The following is a 20,905-nucleotide window of genomic DNA, read 5'->3' on the forward strand; positions in this document are numbered from 1 at the left end:
ATAGCCAGGCACCGGCGAAAGTTCGGCGAATCCGCGATTGATCCCAGGACGTTACCTGCCGTTATCTGGATCGAACGCATGTCGTGACCATCCGAATCGGATCGTGACCGTTCTGCGAATTCTGCTGCGGCGCAACACTTCCGCCACATAGCATCGATGCCGTCTGGAACGCACTGTCGCGTAACACTTTCCAGCCGATCTACTCGTTTTCTCGCGGGCCTTTCCGGTCTGTCGATCTGCCGTGCCCAAGAAACACCATCGATCTGTCCCGGTGACCCCTCGAGGTGAGGACCACGCATGACCATAGAAATGCCAGTCCAAACGGAAACCAACGGCCGCAAGAGCCTGAGCACGGGCGCCGCCCACCAGTTGGCCCACACCACCAAATCCGAACCGCAGATGCAGGGCATCAGCTCCCGCTGGCTCACCCGAACGCTGCCCTGGGTACAGGTCAACGGCGGTATCTACCGGGTGAACCGGCGCCTGTCGCACACCGTCGGCAACGGTGAGGTCGAATTCATCATCGACGGCGGCCATGCCAGGGTGATTCCGCTGGAGCTGCAAGAACTTCCGCCACTGCACGGATTCGACGACGAGGAAACGCTGGCCGTTCTCGCGCAGCGCTTCGAACAGCGCGATCTAGAACCAGGAACTGTCGTAGCGGAATTCGGCAATCCGATGAATCAGGTCATCCTGATCGTGCACGGCAAGCTGGCCAAGATCGGCGCGGGAGAGTTCGGTGAGCAAACCAAGGTCGGCATGCTCGGCGCCGGCGATTATTTCGGCTCGGAAACCCTCACCGATTCCTCCGTTATCTGGCCGGTGACCGTCAAGACGGTCACCAAGACAACCATTCTGGTACTTCCCCGGCAAACCCTCGACGAAATGGTCGAGAACGCACCCGCTTTGCGCGAGCAACTCGAACGCGTGGCCGCCGCGCCCGCTCGTCGGCAGAATTCCAAGGGCGAGGCCGACATCGAGATCTCCTCGGGTCATTCCGGCGAGCCGCTGCTGCAAGGCACCTTCGTCGACTACGACGCCAGCCCACGGGAATACGAGCTCAGCCTCGCGCAGAGCGTGCTGCGGGTGCATTCCCGCGTCGCCGATCTGTTCAACGACCCGATGAATCAGGTCGAGCAGCAGTTGCGCCTGACCATCGAGGCGCTCTACGAACGCCGGGAACACGATCTGGTGAACAATCCCGATTTCGGGCTGCTGCACAACTGCGACCTCAAACAGCGCATCTACACCGAGTCCGGCCCGCCGTCCCCCGACGACATGGACGAGCTGCTGAGCATGCGACGCAGCACGAAAATGTTTCTGGCGCATCCGAAAGCGATCGCCGCGTTCGGCCGCGAATGCACCAAGCGCGGGATCTACCCCGATCCGGTGGACATCGACGGACACCGGGTGCCGGCGTGGCGCGGGGTGCCGATCTACCCGTGCGGCAAGATCCCCGTCAGCGAGAACGGAACCACCTCGATTCTCGCCATGCGCCTCGGCGAGAAGGACCAGGGCGTGATCGGACTGCACCAGACCGGGATTCCGGACGAATTCGAGCCCAGTCTGAACGTGCGCTTCAAGGGCATCGACGACCAGTCGATCATCTCGTACCTGGTCAGCTGCTACTACTCGGCCGCCGTGCTGGTCCCGGACGCCCTCGGGGTGCTCGACAATGTCCTGGTCGCCCGGCAGGCGGACTAGCCGGGGTGATGACCGATGTCGGTGCTCTCCCGCGCCGCCGCGCCCGCCGCCACGCACGACCTCGCGGCCGACATCGCGGCGCTGCTCACGAACCCGGACAGCCCGGCGCCCGCCGATCTGTTCACCGAAGCGGCAGCGGAATCGCCCGCGCCGCCCGATGATTCGACTGCGTCGCGAGCGGCCGGCCCGATGCCGGTCCGTCTGCTCGGCCCGCGGGGTCTGGGGGCGACCGCGTTGCGGCTGCCCGCGCCGACCGATCACGACGCCCGGCCGACGACGCCGTACGTTGTGCCGGAGGCCGTCACGCTCGGACCGTCGCAACCCGGCGCCGCTGCGGTAGCGGACGGCGTCGAAGATCCTCCGGCCGGACGGCCGGATGGGAACGTCGCGACCTCCGTCGGCCCGGCGCAGGGGGGCGGCCCGGCGGAGTCGCGACGCCCGCCGATTCCTTCCGGCCCCGCGGTGCCGGTCGCCGGGCGGATCAACGGTCACGTCGCCGCACCGGAGATCAACGGGCATGCCGCCGTCACCGAACCGGAGGCTGTGACGCGCTCGCCGCGCACCCGTTTTCCTTTGGGGCCAACCGGTTTGGGCACCGCGTCCACGGCGGTACGGCCCGTCATGGAAGCACCGCCTGGCCCGTCCGGGCTCGGCACCGCCTCGACACAGATCGGCAGCGGCTCACGTATTCCGCCGCTGTATTGTCCGCCGCCGCTGCGCGACGATCCCGCGCTGGCGGAGGCGGTGAACGAGGGACTGCTGGCGTGGGCCGAGGACATCGGACTCTACGAAGGCAGGCTCGACGAACTACGCAAGGCCGACTTCGGACGGCTCCTCATGCTCGCCCACCCCGACTGTTCCGACGCCGATCGGCTACTTGCCGCGGCCAAATGCGCGGTCTCGGAATGGTCGGTGGACGACTACTACTGTGAGCCGGACGCCGACGACCGCGCGCCGGACGGCACCCCGTCCAGTCCGGAAGCCGAGCTGGGTCCGCGGCTCGAACTGTGCATGGCCGTCATGGATCCCGCACATCTGCCCACACGCTACGCCCCGCAGCTGGAACGGGCGTTGCAGGCCGATCCGATCCTGCGGGCCTTCCGCACCTCGTTCGAGCACCTGGCCCGGTACGCCACCCCGGCGCAACTGGCCAGGCTGCGCACCGAGATCGGCGGCTGGTTCATCGCACTCGGCGCCGAGGCGGGCTGGCGAGGCGCGGGCCGGATGCCACCGGTCTGGGAATACCTCGCCAACCGCCAGCCGCACAGCTTCCTGCCGTGCATGGCGCCGATCGACACGCTCGGCGGTTACGAGGTTCCCGCGGCGGAATACAGCCACCCCGCCGTGCGGCGCGTCACGACCACCGCGGCGCTTGCCGCCCAGATGGTCAACGATCTGTACTCGATGGCACGCGAAGACCTTTCCAACGGAAGGGAATTCAACCTCCCCACGGTGCTCGCCGCCGAAGATCGGTGTTCCCGCAGGGAGGCGGTGCTGCACACCGCCGCGGTCCACGACGAGCTCGTGCACCGTTTCGAACGCGAGGCCGCGCCGCTGGCCGCCGGCGGTTCGCCGGAATTGCGCCGCTTCCTCGTCGGCCTGTGGGCGTGGATGGGCGGAAATCGCGCCTGGCACGCCGACAGCCGTCGCTACAAAGACGCCCGATAGCGGTACCGCAACGAGAGAGGATGATCACGCATGACCATGCTCAACCCCAAGGCCGAGGCCGTGCTGCGCACCAACTATCAGAAATCCGTTGCGGCGTACTGGAACAACAACCCCAACGACGACCGGGTCAACACCGTACTGGGCGAGGTCGACGGGCTCTACCACCACCACTACGGCATCGGCGAACCCGATCTCTCGGTGCTGGAAGGCCCCGAGAACACCCGTCAGGAACGGATCGTCGAGGAACTGCACCGGCTCGAGACCGCGCAGGCCGACCTGCTGCTCGACCACCTCGGCGACGTCCGCCCCGGCGACCGGCTGATGGACGGCGGATCCGGCCGCGGCGGCACCAGTTTCATGGCCAACCAGCGCTTCGGCTGCCAGGTGGACGGGGTGACCATCTCCGAGTACCAGGTCGGCTTCGCCAACGACCAGGCGCAGCACCGCGGCGTCGCGGACAAGGTGCGGTTCCATTTCCGCAACATGCTCGACACCGGCTTCGACAGCGGCGTGATGCGCGGGATCTGGACCAACGAGACAACCATGTACGTCGACCTGTTCGAGCTGTTCCGCGAGTTCTCCCGATTGCTCGAGTCCGGCGGGCGCTACGTCTGCATCACCGGCTGCTCCAACGACGTGACCGGCGGGCGCTCGTCCTCGGTCAGCTGGATCGACGCGCACTACGGCTGCATGATCCATCCGCGTAGCGAGTACTTCCGTGCGATGGCCGAGAACGACCTGGTTCCCATCGACGTGGTCGACCTCACGGCGGCCACCATCCCGTACTGGGAGCTGCGCACGAAATCCGAGCTCGCGACGGGTGTCGAGAAGCCGTTCCTCACCTCCTACCGGGAGGGCAGCTTCCAATACCTGCTCATCGCCGCCGATAAGGTGGGGAGGTGACCGAGACCCTCGCCCAGCCGCTGACCGACCGCGAGGCACTGCCCGTCGAGCTCGTGGACGAGGCGGGCCGCGCGGTCGGCGCGTGCCCGGTCTCGGAGGCGCACCAGGCGCCAGGGCGACTCCATCGCGCGTTCTCCGTGCTGCTCTTCGACCAGGACGGCCGCGTCCTGCTCCAGCAGCGGGCCGCCGTGAAGACCCGCTTTCCCCTGCTGTGGGCCAACACCTGCTGCGGGCATCCGGCGCCGGGTGAGCCGGTGCTGGCCGCGGCGGCGGTCCGGCTCGCCGAGGAGTTGGGGCTGGCGACCACGCTCACCGAGGTCGGCGTCTTCCGCTACCAGGCGCAGGACAACGCCACCGGCCGCGTCGAGCACGAGTGGGATCACGTGATCGTCGGGACCCTCGACGCGGGAATACCGCGGCCGGATCCCGCCGAGGTGGCCGCGTACGTCTGGATTCGACCGGAGGAATTGCGCGACGCGCTGGCGGATGATCCGGCGAGTTACACGCCGTGGTTGGCGGATGTGCTGGAGATCGCCGACGCGGCACGTCACGCGGGGCGTGAGACCGCGCGCTGATTTCCCGTTTTGCCCAGCCCGGTGATCTTGCGGGGCTGGGCCTTTCTTTGCCTGCCGCGGGTATGCGAGACCCCGAATGCGGCGGCCCCGGTCGATCGAGACTCGGCTCCGCCCCTCCGTCCTTGCCGATTTTCAGGCGCTGGACATGTTGTTGCCGACCGGCGGATCGCGCATACATGTTTCAATGCGCATATCTAAGTAGCGGCATTTTCGCAATCGTCCGGAAGCTTGGGGAAATCACAGGATCGGCACAGCCTGAGTCCAGGGGCGGCCTCCATGCTGGGGGCATACGGAAGTCCGGGGGGCGATTGCGAGGTGCGCGATGGTGGAGATCGAGGTCACGGGAACGACGGTGACGGTCCGGGTGCAGGGCGGACATCGGCTGCTCGCGCTGCGCGACCAGCTCACCTTCGACCTCCGCGACGTCATCGAGGTTGCCCCGGCGGAGGTCGACCTGCGGCCGCCGTGGGTGCGGGCGCCGGGCACCTTCTTCCCCGGTGTGATCGCCGCGGGCACCTTCCGAGGCAAGGGCCGCAAGGAGTTCTGGGACACCCGCTTCGACGGCAGCGGCGTGCGCGTCGAGTTGCGGGGCTCCGAGTTCACCCGGCTCGTCATCGATGTCGCCGAACCCGCCGACACCCTCCGCGCGCTGCGCAGGGCCGTGATCGCGGCCTGACGTTCCCCTCTCCCCCGCCGGTTCCCGAGCCGGGAACCGGGGGTGGAATCTGTCCGCCTCTAGTCTGAGAAGGGACAGAAAAGGAACCTTCGATGACGACAACACCGACAACGCAGTTCGTGGACCGTCGCTTCGTCGGCTTGGTCGCCGAATTCGACCGGCTCTTCCGTCGTCCGAGCGACGGCGGCGGCGCGCTCACGGTCTACCTGCACGGCGAGCCGGTGGTCGACGTCTGGGCCGGGTTCGCGCGACCGGGTGTGCCGTGGAAGCACGACACCCTGGCCGTGGCGTACTCCACCGGCAAGGGCGTCGCGGCCACGCTGCTGCACCGTCTCGCCGAACGCGGACTGCTCGACTACGACCATCCCGTCGCCGAGTATTGGCCGGAATTCGCCGCGGCCGGCAAGGAACACATCACCGTGCGCGCGCTGCTCAGCCACCGCGCCGGACTGCACCGGCTGCGCAATCTGCTGCCAGGCCCGCCGGAGCGCTTCTTCGACGACGCCGCGGTCACCGCGGCGCTGGCCGCCGCCACGCCCGATCCGCGGCACCGGGTGACCAGCGGCTATCACGGCATCAGCTTCGGACACCTGGTCGCCGAGCTTGTCCGGCGCGTCGCGGGCGCGGATTTCACCGAGCTGCTGCGCACCGAGATCGCCGAACCGCTCGGCGCCGAGGAACTCTGGTTCCGGGTACCGGAAGCCGAGCGGACGCGCATCGCCGTGAACTTCCCGAGGCTCACGGTCGCCGGCATGAGCTGGGAGCGCGGCGCACGGATCATGGGCCGCAGCCGTCGGCTCGCCGCCGCCGCGGATACGACGCCGAGCGGTTTCGCCGAGCTGATGGAAGACCCGCGGCTGCACGATTCGGTGATGCCCGGCGTCAACGGGGTCTTCTCGGCGCGGGCGCTCGCCAGGCTGTACGGCGCGCTGGCGATCGGCGGCAGCCTGGACGGCTACCGGCTGCTCGGCGCGGAGACGATCGACCGGATGCGGGAGCGCCAAGTCTTCACACCCGACTATGTGCTCGCCTTCCGCATCCCGTGGGGCCTCGGCTTCCACGGCGTGCCGATGATGCCCTCCAAAGCCGCGCCGATCTCGGCGTTCGGGCATTTCGGGCTCGGCGGTTCCGGCGCCTTCGCGGATCCGGCCACCGGGATGTCGCTCGGGTTCGTCACCAACCGGCTCGGCGGCAAACTCACCCCGCTCGGTGACGCGCGCCTGGCCCGGCTCGGCGCGCTGGCACACAACCTCGCGAAGAAAGCCGACTGAACGCACCTCGCCCGTCGCCGCGCGAAGTTCTGAGACGTATCCGCCCGTGATGGCAGCATGAGCCCATGGATCTGATCGGGCTGGAGCGGATCGAGTCGGCCGCGGCGCTGCTGGCTCCGGTGATCCGGCGCACGCCGGTGGTGGCCTCGCGGGTGCTTTCCGAGCGGGCGGGCGCTGAAGTCTGGCTCAAATGCGAGAACCTGCAGCGGACAGGCTCGTTCAAGCCGCGCGGCGCCTACAACCGGATCGCGAACCTGCCGTCCGCGGATCGATCCCGCGGCGTGGTCGCGGCCAGCGCGGGCAATCACGCGCAGGGCGTCGCCTGGGCGGCCGCCACACTCGGCATCGAGTCGACGGTGTTCATGCCGATCGGAGCCTCGCTCCCGAAACTGGCCGCCACCAAGGCCTATGGCGCGCAGGTGCGGCAGGTCGGCGACACCATCGACGAATCGCTGGACGCCGCATTGGATTTCGCCGCCCGGACCGGAGCCACCTTGATCCATCCGTTCGATCACGCGGACATCGTGGCCGGGCAGGCGACGGTGGGACTGGAGATTCTGGAGCAACTGCCGCGGGTGGGCACGGTGCTCGTGCCGACCGGCGGCGGCGGATTGCTCGCCGGGGTCACCATCGCCCTGCATCGGCTCGCGCCGGAGGTGCGCGTGATCGGGGTGCAGGCGGCCGAGGCCGCGGCGTGGCCGGAGTCGCTGGCGGCGGGCAAACCGGTACGGGCGGAACGGATGTCGACCATGGCCGACGGCATCGCGGTGGGCCTGCCCGGCGAGGTGCCGTTCGCACACGTCGCCGCCTACGCGCCGCGCATCGTCACGGTCGACGAGGAGGCGCTGTCCGAGGCGCTGCTGCTCTGCCTGGAGCGCGCGAAGCTGATCGTGGAACCGGCGGGCGCGGCCGCCGTCGCCGCGCTGATGCGTTACGGCGCAACCGAACTCGACCTGCGCGGCCCGGTCTGCGCGGTGCTCTCCGGCGGCAACATCGATCCGCTGCTGCTGACCCGGATCGTCAACCACGGTCTCAGCGCCGCGGGCCGCTATCTCGCTCTGCGCGTGACGATCTCGGATCGCCCCGGCGGACTCTCCCGGCTGCTCACCGTGGTCGGCGACACCGGCGCGAGCGTGGTGGACGTGGTGCACTCGCGCACCGGTACCTGGCTCGCCGTCGACGAAGTCGAGGTCGCGCTCACCCTGGAGACTCGCGGGCCCGACCACCGCGACGCCGTCCTCGGCGCCCTCGCCGATGCGAATTACGCAGTGCGCGTCCAGGATTGAACCGTCGCGCCGCCGTCATCCCGCCCTGACCCAAGTCGCAGAGGCTTTGCACGCTTCGCAGAGGGTGTACGGGCTGCGAGGCGTAGGAAACGTTTGTGAGGCTGCCAGGGTCAGTGGGCGCCGCCGAGTTCGAGGGCGAGGACTCCGAGGATGACCAGGGCGATGCCGCCGATTTGGATGAGGGTGAGGCGTTCGTTCAGGAAGAGGACGCCGATTACCGCGATGGCAGCGACCCCGACCGCGGACCAGATGCCGTAGGCGACGCCGATGGACATGCCTCGCTTCAGCGCCTGGGAGAGGAAGAAGAACGCCGAGCCGTACCCGATGACGACCACGATGGACGGGACGAGCTTGGTGAATCCATCGGAGAGCTTCAAGGAGACGGTCGCGGTCACTTCGGAGGCGATCGCCATGGCGAGTAACAGCAAGGTCATGGCGGCAGCCTAGTGATTCGGCGGACAATGGGGAGATCCGTCGGCCGAGGGATGTGATGACCTGTGGTGGAAGCGTTCCGGATCGGTCTCATCGTGTTCGTCGCCGTGCTGCTGACGGCGGGTTTCGGGGTATTGCTGCCGCTGCGCACGCGCACCAGACGGGCTACTGGTCAGACGTTCAGCCAGTGGGCCGCGCGGCACGGCTGGCGGTTCGCGCACGCACCGCACGAGTCGTGGACGGCGCGGCTGCCCGGCCACGATCCCGAGGGACTCGGCGTGACGCTCACCGGTGAGCTCGGTGGGCGCCGGGTCACGGTCGCCGACTACTCCTTCACCACCAACGCCTGGACCGGCGAGATCGTCTCCACCACCACCCACCGGTACGTGGTGGTCGGGGTGTTGCTCGAACGCCCGTATCCGCCGGTCGCCGTCGTCGACGTCGCGGCGCTCTCCCAGCCGGGCAGCGCCCTGTTCTGCGACTCGCCCGTCACCACCGGCCACCGCGAGTTCGATCACCGCTTCCGGGTGATGGCCGTCGACCCGAATTACGCCCGCCTCCTCGTCGACCCCCAGGTGATCGCCGCCCACCTCACGGGCGTCATCCCCCGCTGGAGCCTCGCGGGGCACGAGCTGCTCACCTACCGAACCGGTCGGCTCGGCGACCCCGACGCGATCGCCGATCTAGCCGCTCCCCTGCTCCACCTCGCCTCGCTGATCGAGAGTCGAGCGCACTGACCGATGGCAAACTCAGCGGCCGCACGCGCGCAAGGTGGACCTGCGATTGCGGACATGACCGGATTCGCGCCGTCGAGCGACAAGTCGGTCGCGGGCTTCGCGCGATCGGGTCGATCAGCCCGGCCTGTGTTCATTTCAGCGATACCGATGCGATCCTCGATCTGGCCGCTCACCGCTGGACCTCGGTTCCCTGATCGAGAGCCGAGACCACTGAGCGACGGCAAATTCTGCGGCCGCACAGCGCCCAACGCGGATCTCTGATACGAACGTTCGGTGGTGGGAGAGGAATGGTTCGGTCAGCAGTACTTCGGCGTGCGATGCGAATGGGGTGAGGCCGGGGCGGTCGCGCTGGCGCCGACGAGTGCGTGCGTGGTGGTCGTCGACGTGCTGTCGTTCACCACATCGGTCAGCGTCGCGGTGGACGCGGGCACTCGGGTCTATCCGTTCCCCTGGCGCGACGATCGGGCGGCCGCGTTCGCCGAGGAGCGGAACGCGGTGCTCGCGGTGGGCCGCCGCGCCGTGACCGCGGATCGGCCATGGTCGCTGTCGCCCGCCGCGCTGCGCCGCGCCCCGGTGGTGTCACGCCTGGTGCTGCCGTCCCCCAATGGCTCCGCGATCTCCTCGGCCGTCACCGGGATTCCGGTGCTCGCCGGATCGCTACGCAACGCGACCGCGGTCGCCCGCTGGATCCGCAGGCAAGGTTGGGGCACCACCGATCGGCCGGTGGCCGTGATCGCGGCGGGCGAGCGGTGGCCGGGGCGCGACGCGCTGCGACCGAGCATCGAAGACCTGCTCGGCGCCGGCGCGATCATCGCCGCGCTGGCCGCCGCGGGCGCAGGTCCACTGTCTCCCGAATCCACCATTGCCAGAACCGCTTTCGAAACCACCGGCGATCTCGCCGCCACGCTCGCCGAGTGCTCGTCCGGTCGCGAACTGCGCACCGGCGGCTTCGCCGACGATGTCGCGGTCGCCGGTGAGCTCGATGCCGGCACGGCCGTCCCGCTGAGAATCGACGGCGCATTCGCCGCGGCCGAGTGACCACTCCGCCCGATCCCCGGTCACGTCACTCGACCGCCCGGGACCGCCACGCGACCTGACCGATCGGTCCTATTCGCCCGATCGGTCGCTCAGTCGACGAGCGGTTTCAGTTCAGCCCGCCGCGGGCAGTCGTCACAGCAGCCCAAGACCTCGTCGATGTCCGATTCGCGGAACGTCCCTCGGCTGGAGTAGCTTTCGTGACCATGCCCAGCTACCTGCATGAAGGTGTTCTGGAGTTGTTCCGCGCGGATCCGTCGCTGGCGGCGACGCTGATCGCTCGTGAATGCGGTGTGCCGCTGCCGGACTTCTCGGGCGCCAAGGCAGAGGCGTGCGACTTCACCGATATGGGGCCGAAGGAGTATCGCGGCGATCTGGCTTTCGGGATGCGGGATGACAGCGGGGGGTATGTTCTCGGGATCTGCGTCGAGGTCCAATTGGCGATCAAGCGGGACCGGGCGTGGAGCTGGCCGGTGTACCTGGCGACACTGCGTTCGCGGCTGCGGTGCCCGGTCCTGCTGCTGGTGGTCACACCGAACCGGCAGGTCGCGGAATGGGCAGGTGCGCCGATCGAACTCGGACATCCCGGGTTGACGCTGAGGCCGCTGGTGCTGGGCCCGAACAACATGCCGCTGGTGACCGACCCGATCGAGGCACAGTGGTCGCCCGAGCGCGCGGTGCTGTCGGCGATGGCCTACGGCAGCGGACCCCATATGGATGAAGTGCTGCAATCGTTCCTGGCCGGGCTGATGAAAACCGATGACGAGCGCGCGGGAATGTACCATGACCTGGTCGATGATGTGTTGTCAGAGGCAGCCAGCCGACGTTTGGAGGAACTGATGACAATGACTTACGAGTATCGGGGCCGGATCGCACGTAAGTACGTTGCCCAGGGGCGTGAAGAGGGCTGGCAAGAAGCGCGCGAAGAAGGGCTGGCGGAAGTCGCCCGGGTGGTGCTCACCGTCCTCGACGCGCGCGGCGTGACGCTGTCCGAAGCCCAACGATCCCGGATCGAGGACTGCCGGGACCTCGGTCAACTGGAGGACTGGGCACGGCGCGCAGCGACCATCACGACGGCGGACGAACTGTTCGACTGAGGTCGCCCGCCGTGTCGTCACTGGTCTGCATGTCGATTGGCTTGCGTTATCTCCTGAACACCAGATAAGGGCGAGCCCAACTAAGCCGCAGCCTAATTCGTTGCGCCGCCACACCTTCCGGCATCGTTCGATTTCGAGTTCGAATCGCCGGAATTCCTGTGAGCTACGGCGGCGGGACGTGCAGGACGCCCGCCGCCTGCCTCGCTCCCGACAACAGGGCCGGGGCGCTCAGTGCAGCCAGGTGCGGGCGGCCGCGGCCGCGGCGCGGACCTCGTCGAGCTGGATGGCGACCTGGGTGCCCGCGGTGCCGCCGCGGGCATTGCGGGAGGCGATGGAGCCCTGGACCGTGAGGACCTCGCGAACCTTGGGGGTGAGGGCGGGGTCGATGGCGGCGAATTCCTCGTCGGTGAGTTCGTCGAGGCCGACGCCGCGGGCTTCCGCGGCGCGGACGCAGGCGCCCGCGGCCTCGTGCGCGACGCGGAACGGAACACCCTGGCGCACAAGCCATTCGGCAATGTCGGTGGCGAGAGTGAAACCGGCGGGGGCGAGTTCGGCCATCCGGTCGGTGTGGAAGGTGAGGGTGGAGACCAGGCCGGCGATGGCGGGGAGCAGCAGTTCGAGCTGGGCCACCGAATCGAACAGCGGCTCCTTGTCCTCTTGCAGGTCGCGGTTGTAGGCCAGCGGCTGGGCCTTCAGGGTGGCGAGCAGGCCGGTGAGGTTGCCGATCAGGCGACCCGCCTTACCTCGGGTGAGCTCGGAGACGTCCGGGTTCTTCTTCTGCGGCATGATCGACGAACCGGTGGACCACGCGTCGGCCAGCGTGATGTAGCCGAATTCCGGTGTGCTCCAGATGATCACCTCTTCGGCCATGCGGCTCAGGTCGACGCCGATCATGGCGAGCACGAAGGCTGCCTCGGCGGCGAAATCGCGCGAGGAGGTGGCGTCGATCGAATTGGCCGCGGCCGCGGTGAAATCCAGGTCGGCGGCGATCGCCTCGGGATCGAGGCCGAGCGAGGAACCGGCCAGCGCGCCGGACCCGTACGGCGACACGGCCGCCCGGCGATCGAAATCGCGGAGCCGGTCGATGTCGCGCAGCAGCGGGTGCGCGTGCGCGAGCAGGTGGTGCGCGAGCAGCACGGGTTGCGCGGCCTGCAGGTGGGTCTTGCCCGGCATCACCGCGTCGGGATGCGCGGCGGCCTGCGCGACCAGCGCGTCGACCACGTCCAGCACGCCCGCCGCGATCCGGCGCACACCGTCGCGCAGCCACATCCGGAACAGCGTCGCCACCTGGTCGTTGCGCGAGCGACCCGCGCGCAGCCGCCCGCCGAGTTCGGCGCCGACCCGCTCGATCAGCCCACGCTCGAGCGCGCCGTGCACGTCCTCGTCGGATTCCGCCGGGCCGAAGGCGCCGGACGCGACGTCGGCGGCCAGCTGGTCGAGTCCGGTCAGCATCCCGGCGAGGTCGGTCTCCGACAGCAGTCCCGCCTTGTGCAGCACCCGGGCGTGCGCCTTGGACGCGCGGATGTCGTAGGGAGCCAGCGCCCAGTCGAAATGGGTCGACTTGCTCAGCGCCGCCATCGCCTCCGCGGGTCCGGACGCGAAACGTCCGCCCCAGAGGGCACCGGTGTTCGTGCTGCCGCCCTGTTCCATCGTGTGCTGCCGTCTCCTCGTTCGAAGGTGCGTGAGGTGTGCTCGGGCCGCGCCTGACTGCGGGGACGCGCGGCCAGGGTTCCGCCGATGACTACCGTAACCACGGCCGTCGGCGCGATCGCCTACGGGCACACGCCGAATCCCGGATCGGTGCAGTGCACCGACCCGGGACCGGGTCGGATTCCTACTTCTGGTTCAGGTCGCGCCGCGCGGCGACCTTCGAGGACAGGCCGTGGATCTGCACGAAGCCCTTGGCCAGCGACTGGTCGAAGGTGTCGCCCTCGTCGTAGGTCGCCAGGTTGAAGTCGTAGAGCGACTGCTCGGAGCGGCGGCCGTTGACGACGGCGGAACCGCCGTGCAGCACCATCCGAATCTCGCCGGAGACGTGCTGCTGGGTGTCCTGCACGAACGCGTCGAGGGCGCGCTTGAGCGGGGAGAACCACAGGCCGTCGTAGGCCAGCTCGCCCCAGCGCTGCTCGACCTGGCGCTTGTACCGGCCCAGCTCGCGCTCGATGGTGACGTTCTCCAGCGCCTGGTGCGCGGTGATCAGCGCGATAGCGCCGGGCGCCTCGTAGATCTCGCGGCTCTTGATGCCGACGAGACGGTCCTCGACCATGTCCAGGCGGCCGACGCCCTGGCGGCCCGCGCGGTGGTTCAGCTCGACGATCGCCTCGAGCACGCTCACCGGGCGGCCGTCGATGGCCACCGGCACACCCTTGTCGAAGGTGACGATCAGTTCGTCGGGCGCCTCGAAGTTGACGGTCGGGTCCGCGGTGTAGTCGTAGACGTCCTTGGTCGGCGCGTTCCACAAGTCCTCGAGGAAGCCGGTCTCGACGGCGCGGCCCCACACGTTCTGGTCGATGGAGAACGGCGACTTCTTGGTGACGTTGATCGGGAGGCTGTTCTCCTCGGCGAACGCGATGGCCTTCTCGCGGGTCCACGCGTAGTCGCGGACCGGGGCGATCACGTTCAGGTCGGGAGCCAGCGCGCCGATGCCGACCTCGAAGCGCACCTGGTCGTTGCCCTTGCCGGTGCAGCCGTGCGCGACGGTGGTGGCGCCGTGGAACTTGGCCGCCTCCACGAGGTGCTTGACGATCAGCGGGCGGCTGATGGCCGAGACGAGCGGGTACTGGCCCATGTACAGGGCGTTGGCCTGGATGGTGGGCAGGCAGTACTCGTCAGCGAACTCGTCGCGGGCGTCGACCACGATCGCCTCGACGGCGCCGCAGTCGAGCGCGCGCTGACGCACCACGTTCATGTCCTCGCCGCCCTGACCCAGGTCGATGGCGACCGCCACGACCTCGGCGCCGGTCTCCTTGCCGATCCAGCTGATCGCGACGGAGGTGTCAAGCCCACCGGAATAGGCGAGTACGACGCGCTCGGACATGTCTGTGTGCTCCTCGGTTTCGTGCGGATGTGTCTCGGGGCGCCGCGTTCGGCGCCCCCGGCCGGTCGCGCCGGCGCGCAGGTCAGGCGACCCGCGCCCGTCTACAAATGATTATGCACGACGATGCAATCCCATTCAGAACTGGGGTGTGCGTTCGGTGAGCCGACCGCACAGGCCGCGGCCCGGCGCCTATGCCGTGGTCATATCATCGCCGATCTGCTGTCGACCGCCACCCCGGGCACGGTCATGGGGCGGCGGTCGATACCCCTTCGAGTGGATCGGGAAATCGGCAGCCCGTCCCAGCGCGCGACGGACGCGGGTTGGCCAGAGTGTGCCTATCGTGCTGCTCGGCGAGGTGTTCGCCAGCGGTGCGCCGCAGCAGGCACGCTTTCCATGGGCGGTTGCTGTTCGTCCGGATGGGACCGATACCACCGGATGTAGCGGTCGGTCAGCGGGGTCGCTGTCAGGCCGTGCGCGTAGACGGACAGGCCGATCGTGGCGGCGGCAGCGATCAGCAGCGTCTGCTCGTGCGGCAAGTCCGATTCTTGGATCAGCAGCACGCCGAAGACGATGGTGGCCAAGCCGCGCGGGCCGAACCAACCGACGAATACCGTCGTCTGCCGGCGAGCTCCGGTTCCGAGCAGGGACAACGCCACCGGCAACATGCGTACGACGGTCAGGCTCAGTACCGCGTACAGCGCGAGCCGCCAGGTCATCCCGTCGAGGACGGGGCCAAGGATCGCGGCGCCGAAGACGAGGAAGGTGACCGCGTCGAGCAGTTCGCCGCTTTGGTCGACGAGATCTGTGACCGGCCCGCCGACGCCGCCGCGCAGCGTGCCGAAGAGCAGGCCGCCGACGAACGCGGCGATGAACATGCTGCCGTGCAGTGTGACGGCGATTCCGGCGCTCAGCAGTGCCGTCGCGACGGTGAGGATCTGCAACCAATACGGCTCGATCCAGCCGCGTTTCGCGCCGATCCGCAGTGCGGACGCGCCGAGCGATCCCGCGACCGCGCCACCGACGAGCCCGTAGCCGATCTCCTCGAGGATCATCCGAACCGCGGCATGCTCGGTGAGCGCGCCCTCTTCCGCTTGCGCCAACCCGAGCGCGATGAAGAACAGTGGCACGCACAGCCCGTCGTTGAGCCCGCTCTCGACATTGAGTCCCTGCCCGATTCGGGACGGTAGTCGCTCGTCGGTCACCACGGCTTGTCCGAGTGCGGCGTCGGTGCACGCGACCATCACCGCGAGCACCAGCGCTTCGGCGACGCCGACTCCCGGCAGCACCGCGAACCCGCTGACCGTGCCCGCCGCGATCGTCAGCGGCAGGCCGATCCCCAGCAATCGCAGCGGCACCGTGTGCTCGCCGCGAAGGCGTGGCAGCGAGATCCGGGACGCGTCGGAGAACAGCACCAATGTCAGCGTGGCCTCGACGAGCAGCTTCAGCGTCGACGAGCCGACGGCGAGGTCGACGAGTCCGAGGACGGGTCCGGCGATCAGTCCGCCCGTGGTGAAGAAGATGGCTGGCGTGATGGTGACGGTGAATTTCCGGGAGCCGATCGCGAAGGCGATGAGCAAGACCGCGATGGTCGAGAGGTCCACGGAATCCACGCGACCTCCTCGGTGTGCAACGTTCGCCGGTTCGTGAGCTTGCCGCGACGGGCCGAACTCGACGAGGTCTCCGGTCTCTGCTCGGAGTGTGACCTGCGCGGCGGCGTTTTTCCTCATCCGGCACGGGTGATAGCGCTCTGAAGTGTCGTACCGGAAGGCGGTTCGGACTCGATCGCGGAATACGCGCCGATCACCCGTCGAGGGTGAGGCGATCCACTGCGCGGCTGCCTAAGTTGGCGCCGGGGGCTCACTGACTGAGGAGAACACCATGGCAATTCCCTTCCGCGGTGTGATCAACCTCGACATCCGCGATTCGATCCCGGACTGGGGCCCCTACGCGCAGCCGACGGCTCCGACCGGCACACCCAACGTGCTGTATATCGTGCTCGACGATGTCGGTTTCGGCGCCATGGGTTGTTACGGCGGACCGATCGAGACACCGAACATCGACCGGATCGCCGCGAACGGGCTGCGCTACAGCCAGTGGCACACCACCGCACTGTGCTCACCGACCCGCTCCTGTCTGCTCACCGGCCGCAACCACACCACCAACGGCATGGCCTGCATCAGCGAGTGCGCGGTCGGCTTCCCCGGCGCCAACGGCCACATCCCGCCCGAATGCGCCACCCTCGCCGAGATCCTCGTCGAGCGAGGCTTCAGCACGGCCATGGTCGGCAAGTGGCACCTGTGCGCCGAGGACGAGATGAACCTGGCGTCCACCAAACGGAACTGGCCGGTCGGCCGGGGCTTCGAGCGCTTCTACGGCTTCCTCGGCGCGGAGACCAACCAGTGGTATCCGGACCTGGTGCACGACAACCATCCTGTGGAGCAGCCTGCCACGCCCGAGCAGGGCTACCACTTCAGCGTCGACATCACCGACCGGGCCATCGAGTACATCGATGACGTCAAGGCGATCGCACCCGATCGGCCGGTCTTCCTGTACTACGCGCCGGGGTGCGCGCACGCTCCGCACCACGTCCCACGCGAATGGATCGAGCGTTACCGCGGCCGATTCGACGCGGGATACGAGGTGATGCGTGAGCAGACCCTGGCCAGGCAGAAGGAGATGGGCCTCGTCCCGCAGAACACCGAGCTGCCGCCGCTGAACCCGATCGGCACACCCGAGACCCGCAGCGGACCCGGCGGCGAGCCGTTCCCGCCGCTGGACTACACCCGTCCATGGGACAGCCTTTCCGACGAGCAGAAGCGCCTGTTCACCCGCATGGCCGAGGTGTACGCGGGCTTCCTCTCCCACTGCGACGACCAGATCGGCAGGCTGCTCGCCTACCTGGAGAAGATCGAGCAGTTGGACAACACCGTCATCGTGTTGGTCTCCGACAACGGAGCCAGCGGCGAGGGTGGCCCGGACGGCTCGGTCAACGAGAACAAGATCGCCAACAACGTGCCCGACGACCTGGCCGAGAACCTGGCCAAGCTGGACGAGCTGGGCAGCCCCACGACGTACAACCACTACTCGAACGGGTGGGCGATGGCCTTCAACACCCCGTTCAAGATGTGGAAGCGGTATTCGTTCAACGGCGGCACGTGCGACCCGTGCCTCATCTCGTGGCCCGCCGGGATCAAAGCGCGTGGCGAGACCCGCGACCAGTACCACCACGCCGTCGACCTGGTGCCCACCTTGCTGGACTGTCTCGGCGTCGAGCTACCCGAAGCGGTCAAGGGCCATACCCAGACGCCGATTCAGGGGGTGAGCATGCGCTACAGCTTCGACTCGCCCACCATCCCGACGGCGAAACACACCCAGTTCTACTCGATGCTCGGCGGCCGAGGCATCTGGCACGACGGCTGGAAAGCGGTCACCACCCACCCCACCCTCAGCGGGTGGAGCCACTTCCCCGATGACACCTGGGAGCTCTACCACACCGACCGGGACCGCGCCGAGCTGCACGATCTCGCTGCCGAGGAACCCGGCAAGCTCGCCGAACTGATCGGTTTGTGGTTCTACGAGGCGGGCGCCAACCAGGCGTTCCCGCTCGACGACCGCTCCGGGATCGAGATCATCACCACCCCGCGTCCGCAGCTCGCGCCCCCGCGCAACCGCTACGTGTACCGTCCCGGCGGCGCCGAAGTGCCCGAGTCGGTCGCGGTCAATATCCGCAACCGCTCGTATTCGATCGGCGCGCTCGTCGACCTGCCAGGACCGGGCGCGGCCGGGGTGTTGTTCTCCCACGGCGGCCGGTTCGGCGGACATGCCATGTACGTCAAGGACAACCGGCTGCACTATGTCTATAACTTCCTCGGCAGCGACGAGCAGCGGATCAGCGCCGACGAGGACCTGCCGACCGGTGAAAACCTCATCCTCGCCGCCTCGTTCGACAAAGAGAGCGAGGATCCGCCCGGCACGGCGCGAGGCACCCTCACCCTCTACTACGGCGAGCGCAAGGTCGGCGAGGGCCGGATCAAGACCCAGCCGGGCAAGTTCAGCATCGCGGGGGAAGGCCTGCACGCGGGCCGCGACAGCGCCGAGGCCGTCACCGACGACTACCCCGGAACCTTCCCATGGGAGTTCACCGGTGGCACCCTGCATCGAGTGGCAGTCGACGTCAGCGGCGAACCGTACGTCGACCTCGAGCGCGAAGCCGTCGCCATGCTGTCGCGCGAGTAACGGCGGGAGACCGTGCCCGCCCTGGCCATCCTTCGGGACAGGACGGGCACGGCGGCCGCCTTCGGGTGCGCGCCGTCGACCGCGCGGCTGGGAGATCAGCGGGGCAGGTGGTCACCCGCGCGGACTTCTTCGACGGTGCGGCCGATCATCTCGTGCATCGTCGCCGTGATTCGTTCGCGGGTGGTGGGTTTGGCGACGACCATACGGGAGCCGAAGGTGACGTAGCGGCCGTCGCCTTCGAAGTCCGTGATCTGGAAGTCTTTGCGGCCCTTGATGTGCCGGTTGTCGGCGCTGCCCAACGGGTAGACGCCGACGTGCACGCTCGCGCGGACGGGCCTGGCGAAGAACTTCGCGAACTCCTCGCGCGGTGTCGGCCGCCACGCGTCGCGCACCGCGGGAAGCGGACCCTCCAGTTCTTCGACCGGAATCGTCATCGGTTCACGCTGTCCCGCAGGGTATTCCGGCAGCACATCGACGACCGCGCGGGCCACCCGGGCGGCGGGCAGGAACGTCAGCGTCACGTCGCCGTACCCGTCGGCGCTGTGCTCCTGCACGGCCAGCGCGCCGTGCTCGTCGTGCACGCCGGCGTGGGCTCGCAGCTCACGGTCCCGGCTTGCGCCGAGATACCCCGCCAGCTCGATGCGCGCTTCGGGTGCGAACAGCACGTGCACCGCCCGCACCAGGTCGTCGTCGAGCTGCGGTCGCACCGCCAGCGCGGCCGCCTGCCGCAAGCGCAGGCTGTCCGAGCGGTACTGGGTGGTGAACCAGTGGCGCAACGGATAAGGCAGCACGTCGCGCCCCGTGGATTCCCACAGCGTCCGGAATTCGAGCGCGGTGAACCGCCACTGTCGCACGGTTTTCATGATCTCGCCCCATTCGGCCGCGTCGCCGGTGACGGTGCGTCCTGTCGAAAGACGCTCGTGCACAGACGAACAGCGATTCCTGTCACTCCCCGATCACCGGGGGCACCGTCTTCGGGAGGTCCGTCAGCCCGGTCAATTCCTCGCCGTGTTCCTTGGTGATCAGGTAGTCGGGCACACCCTTGCCCGACTCGTCCTCGGATCGCCCGCCGCGCGCGCCGGGAGCTCCGAGACCGCCCAGACCGCTCATCGCCGCGCGAGTCGCCGGACTCGCCGCCGAGGCCGGAACGCCGGTGGTGGCCGTGACGGGCACCCCGCGGATGGACCGACCGGGCGAGGGCACCGCAGGCGTCCCGCCCGGACCCGGTGGGCCCGGGGTTCCCGGTCCCGGCCCAGGGCGATCGGGCAAGCCCGCCGGATTCGTCGTGGGAGTAGAAGCCGGGGTGGTCGACGCCGGGTTCGTGGATGCCGGATCGGTCGAGGTCGAGTTGGTTCCGCTCGGATTCGTCTCATTCGAGTCGTCCGGATCCGCGGTGGGGGTCTCCGGTTTGGATTCCGTCGGCGTGCCGCCCGGGCCAGGGCCGGGGCCACCGGGCCCTGGACCAGGGCCGCCCGGTCCAGGGCCGGGACCGGTTATCGGCGGTTGATCACCGGGCTGCACCGGGTTGTACGGCTGCGGAAGCACCGGGACATTCGTGTCGGATTCCCGAATGACCGGAGCGAATACCGTCCTCAGCACCCGCAGTGCCTCGGTCTTCGCGGTGTCCTGCGCTTCGGAGTTGCTGCGCCAGCCGCGACCCGCGATCCACGAACGCGCGTTGTCGGTGAAGGACCGATCGTCCGGCGGGTGCGGGACCAGCAGCTTCGTCGGTTCCAATCCTGTTTTGAGTTCGGCGAGTTTGTTGCTGGTGAGGAGCGCCGCGTTGGGCAGCTGCGCGCCGTGAGTGGCGTAATCGCGCACACCCGCGACGGCGGCATCGGCCGACGCGCCTTGCCACACTCCCTCCTCGGTCAGTCGCGTGATAGCGGCGGTGAAGGTGCCGAGCGATTCGCTAGCACGAGTGCCGACTGCTTGCCAGGCGGTGATCAGGTTGCCGACGGCTGTCAGATCGATCGCGTCGACCTTGGTGCGCAGTGTGGCGACATCGTCTTTCTCGAACTCGTCTTGTCTCAGCACTTCCCGCGGATGGAACGCGCCCTCGAAACCGACATCGCCGGCTTTGCCGCGGACATCGTCACGCTGCTGGTTGAATCGCCCCTGAATGTCGCCCGGCTTGATGCCCGGATCCCGCTCTTCCCCGGCGATCCAGTCGGTCAGGCTCTCCAGCATGGCCGAGCCCATATCCCCTGCGCTCCAACTGAACATGCCGCCGAACATGCCCGTCACG

General features: G+C 68.4%; 17 protein-coding genes. 11 read left to right on the forward strand and 6 right to left on the reverse strand.

The annotated features are described in order from the left end of the window. The first annotated feature begins 297 nt into the window (after positions 1 to 297). The 7 genes from NX1_RS27260 to ilvA all read left to right on the forward strand — a co-directional run bounded on the left by NX1_RS27260 (position 298) and on the right by ilvA (position 8,083). On the forward strand, positions 298 to 1,704 hold the full coding sequence (locus NX1_RS27260) for a family 2B encapsulin nanocompartment shell protein (RefSeq protein ID WP_068065187.1): 1,407 nt from the start codon (positions 298 to 300) through the stop codon (positions 1,702 to 1,704). Positions 1,705 to 1,719: 15 nt separating this feature from the next. Further along, positions 1,720 to 3,372 (forward strand): family 2 encapsulin nanocompartment cargo protein terpene cyclase, encoded by a 1,653-nt coding sequence (locus tag NX1_RS38175; RefSeq protein ID WP_245668701.1) that lies wholly within the window; start codon positions 1,720 to 1,722, stop codon positions 3,370 to 3,372. Positions 3,373 to 3,402: 30 nt separating this feature from the next. Further along, positions 3,403 to 4,275: a geranyl diphosphate 2-C-methyltransferase gene (locus NX1_RS27270; RefSeq protein ID WP_068065191.1), complete on the forward strand. Its 873-nt coding sequence runs from the start codon at positions 3,403 to 3,405 to the stop codon at positions 4,273 to 4,275. Further along, entirely contained in the window at positions 4,272 to 4,850 is a 579-nt protein-coding gene (gene idi / locus NX1_RS27275; RefSeq protein WP_068065193.1) for an isopentenyl-diphosphate Delta-isomerase, read from the forward strand. The genes NX1_RS27270 and idi overlap by 4 nt, the downstream gene beginning before the upstream one ends. Positions 4,851 to 5,172: 322 nt before the next feature. Beyond that, a complete protein-coding gene (locus NX1_RS27280; RefSeq protein WP_068065196.1) occupies positions 5,173 to 5,526 on the forward strand; it encodes a hypothetical protein in 354 nt (117 codons plus the stop codon). 92 nt (positions 5,527 to 5,618) lie between these two features. Beyond that, on the forward strand, positions 5,619 to 6,797 hold the full coding sequence (locus tag NX1_RS27285) for a serine hydrolase domain-containing protein (RefSeq protein ID WP_068065199.1): 1,179 nt from the start codon (positions 5,619 to 5,621) through the stop codon (positions 6,795 to 6,797). Between the two features lie 65 nt (positions 6,798 to 6,862). After that, positions 6,863 to 8,083: a threonine ammonia-lyase gene (gene ilvA, locus NX1_RS27290; protein WP_068065202.1), complete on the forward strand. Its 1,221-nt coding sequence runs from the start codon at positions 6,863 to 6,865 to the stop codon at positions 8,081 to 8,083. Positions 8,084 to 8,193: 110 nt separating this feature from the next. Here ilvA and NX1_RS27295 read toward each other — a convergent pair whose 3' ends face one another. Further along, the gene (locus NX1_RS27295) at positions 8,194 to 8,517 is read right to left on the reverse strand and encodes a DMT family transporter (protein ID WP_068065212.1); all 324 of its coding nucleotides are present in this window, start codon (positions 8,515 to 8,517) and stop codon (positions 8,194 to 8,196) included. Positions 8,518 to 8,580: 63 nt separating this feature from the next. Here NX1_RS27295 and NX1_RS27300 point away from each other — a divergent pair, with 63 nt between their 5' ends. The 3 genes from NX1_RS27300 (at position 8,581) to NX1_RS27310 (ending at position 11,384) form a co-directional block, all read left to right on the forward strand. Further along, positions 8,581 to 9,252 carry a hypothetical protein gene (locus tag NX1_RS27300; RefSeq protein ID WP_068065216.1) on the forward strand — a complete coding sequence of 224 codons (672 nt, stop codon included), beginning with the start codon at positions 8,581 to 8,583 and terminating at the stop codon, positions 9,250 to 9,252. Between the two features lie 273 nt (positions 9,253 to 9,525). Next, positions 9,526 to 10,290 carry a 2-phosphosulfolactate phosphatase gene (locus NX1_RS27305; RefSeq protein WP_307651507.1) on the forward strand — a complete coding sequence of 255 codons (765 nt, stop codon included), beginning with the start codon at positions 9,526 to 9,528 and terminating at the stop codon, positions 10,288 to 10,290. Positions 10,291 to 10,493: 203 nt separating this feature from the next. Then, on the forward strand, positions 10,494 to 11,384 hold the full coding sequence (locus NX1_RS27310) for an RpnC/YadD family protein (protein WP_068065326.1): 891 nt from the start codon (positions 10,494 to 10,496) through the stop codon (positions 11,382 to 11,384). A 228-nt stretch (positions 11,385 to 11,612) separates the two neighbouring features. Here the strand turns inward: NX1_RS27310 and argH are convergent, their stop codons facing one another. The 3 genes from argH to NX1_RS27325 all read right to left on the reverse strand — a co-directional run bounded on the left by argH (position 11,613) and on the right by NX1_RS27325 (position 16,031). Next, positions 11,613 to 13,034 carry an argininosuccinate lyase gene (gene argH, locus NX1_RS27315; RefSeq protein WP_068065223.1) on the reverse strand — a complete coding sequence of 474 codons (1,422 nt, stop codon included), beginning with the start codon at positions 13,032 to 13,034 and terminating at the stop codon, positions 11,613 to 11,615. A 184-nt stretch (positions 13,035 to 13,218) separates the two neighbouring features. Then, positions 13,219 to 14,421, reverse strand: a complete 1,203-nt coding sequence (locus tag NX1_RS27320) for an argininosuccinate synthase (RefSeq protein WP_068065225.1) — start codon at positions 14,419 to 14,421, stop codon at positions 13,219 to 13,221. A gap of 335 nt (positions 14,422 to 14,756) precedes the next feature. Further along, on the reverse strand, positions 14,757 to 16,031 hold the full coding sequence (locus NX1_RS27325; protein WP_245668702.1) for a cation:proton antiporter: 1,275 nt from the start codon (positions 16,029 to 16,031) through the stop codon (positions 14,757 to 14,759). Positions 16,032 to 16,299: 268 nt separating this feature from the next. On the opposite strand from NX1_RS27325, the gene NX1_RS27330 reads away from it, so the two are divergent. Then, on the forward strand, positions 16,300 to 18,657 hold the full coding sequence (locus tag NX1_RS27330; protein ID WP_068065232.1) for an arylsulfatase: 2,358 nt from the start codon (positions 16,300 to 16,302) through the stop codon (positions 18,655 to 18,657). Between the two features lie 95 nt (positions 18,658 to 18,752). On the opposite strand, the gene NX1_RS27335 is transcribed toward NX1_RS27330, so the two are convergent. After that, positions 18,753 to 19,583, reverse strand: a complete 831-nt coding sequence (locus NX1_RS27335; protein WP_245668703.1) for an ESX secretion-associated protein EspG — start codon at positions 19,581 to 19,583, stop codon at positions 18,753 to 18,755. Between the two features lie 19 nt (positions 19,584 to 19,602). Beyond that, the gene (locus NX1_RS27340) at positions 19,603 to 20,904 is read right to left on the reverse strand and encodes a hypothetical protein (protein WP_068065235.1); all 1,302 of its coding nucleotides are present in this window, start codon (positions 20,902 to 20,904) and stop codon (positions 19,603 to 19,605) included. Position 20,905 lies beyond the last annotated feature (1 nt).

The organism is Nocardia xishanensis NBRC 101358, assembly GCF_001613365.1.
Classification (GTDB): Bacteria; Actinomycetota; Actinomycetes; order Mycobacteriales; family Mycobacteriaceae; genus Nocardia; species Nocardia xishanensis.